Origin of the sequence: Tropicimonas sediminicola, from assembly GCF_900188335.1 — a bacterium.
Taxonomy (GTDB): Bacteria; Pseudomonadota; Alphaproteobacteria; order Rhodobacterales; family Rhodobacteraceae; genus Tropicimonas; species Tropicimonas sediminicola.
In genome coordinates this window covers 1-1,309 of the sequence record NZ_FZOY01000031.1, presented here as the reverse complement: position 1 = coordinate 1,309, position 1,309 = coordinate 1, and the positions used below count along the sequence as shown (strand labels likewise).

At 62.9% G+C, this 1,309-nt stretch carries 1 protein-coding gene; it reads right to left on the bottom strand.

Going from position 1 to position 1,309, the window contains the following annotated elements:
• Window positions 1-27: 27 nt before the first annotated feature.
• A protein-coding gene (locus CHB86_RS24080; protein WP_245838350.1) for an IS3 family transposase occupies window positions 28-1,235 on the bottom strand; the annotation gives its coding sequence in 2 pieces (ribosomal slippage) (window positions 28-911 and window positions 911-1,235; 1,209 coding nt in all).
• Window positions 1,236-1,309: the final 74 nt, after the last annotated feature.

Below are 1,309 nucleotides of genomic sequence, written 5' to 3'. Positions count from 1 at the left end.
TGAACTTGCCCCCATTTGACCGGACACCTACGCGGTTTCGGTTTGGGCCCTTATGAACTCGCGGGGCGAGCGCCATTTCAGGCCGGAGTGTGGGTGGTTGTCGTTGTAATCCTCGATCCAGGTGTCCAGCAAGGGTAGGACGGTTTCGGCGTCCGGCAGTGGATTGACGCGAACGTAGTCGCGCTTGAGCGTCTTGACGAATGCCTCCGAGATGCCGTTCGACTGCGGGCTCTTCACCGGCGTGAAGCAGGGTTTGAGGCCGAGCTGTCGGGCAAAGATGCGGGTGTCTTTCGCCGTGTAGGCGCTGCCGTTGTCGGACAGGAGCTCGATCACCTCCGGCGCACTGTGAGTACAGAAGCGTTTCTCGACGGCCTCCAGCAGCATGTCCCGAACGTCGGAACCGCTGATCCCGGCATTGACGACGGCCCGCCAGGCGATGATCTCCCGGTCGTGGGCATCGATGAGGAAAGCGGCCCGGACGATGTCGCCGTTCCAGCAGGTGAACTCCAGACCATCACTGCACCAACGGAGGTTGGAGCGGATCATGATCACCTTGCCGTCGTGAGTGCGCTCGGGCCGTTCCATCCCGGAGCGCTCGAGCAGCAGGTTGCTGTTCTTCATGATCCTGTAGACGCGCTTGTGGTTGGCAGGGGCCAGACCCGCGGCCCGAAGTTCCCGGTTCAGCAGCGCCGCGATCCGTCGGTATCCGTAGGTCGGGCGCGCCGCCACCAGCCGCTGGATACGTGGCAGCAACGCCGCGTCTTGAGCTTTGTGATAGCTCCGACGCGGCTTCGCGCTCCCGTTCAACCGCTCATGCAGGTTCGACCGGGAAACGCCCAGGGTGTCAGCCACGGCCTTCACCGGGAACCGTCCTTCAGCGACGACAGCGCATGCAACGTCCGTTTTTTTGACTGCGCTTTCTCCAGTGCCTCTCGGAGGATCTCCGCTTCGAGCGTCTTGCGCCCGAGCTGGCGTTCCAGCTCCCGGATGCGTTCCTCCATCTGCCGGACCGTCCGGTTGCTTGTCACGTCGTCGTCGCCAGCCACCGCGACACTCCCTCCATCCAGCATCAGCCGACGCCAACGATAGAGGAGATTGGGCGCAACGCCATTACGGCGGGCGACCGCGGAAATGCTCTCGCCGGCATACAACGTCTCCTCGACGATCCGCACCTTCTCCGCGGCAGACCAACGGCGACGGCGGCCACCGTCGGTGATGATTTCAATCTCAGACATAAGCATGTGCTCAGGGCTATCCCTAAGCCTCCTGGGTCAAGCCCAGGTGTCCGGTCGAAATGGGGGCCAGTTCA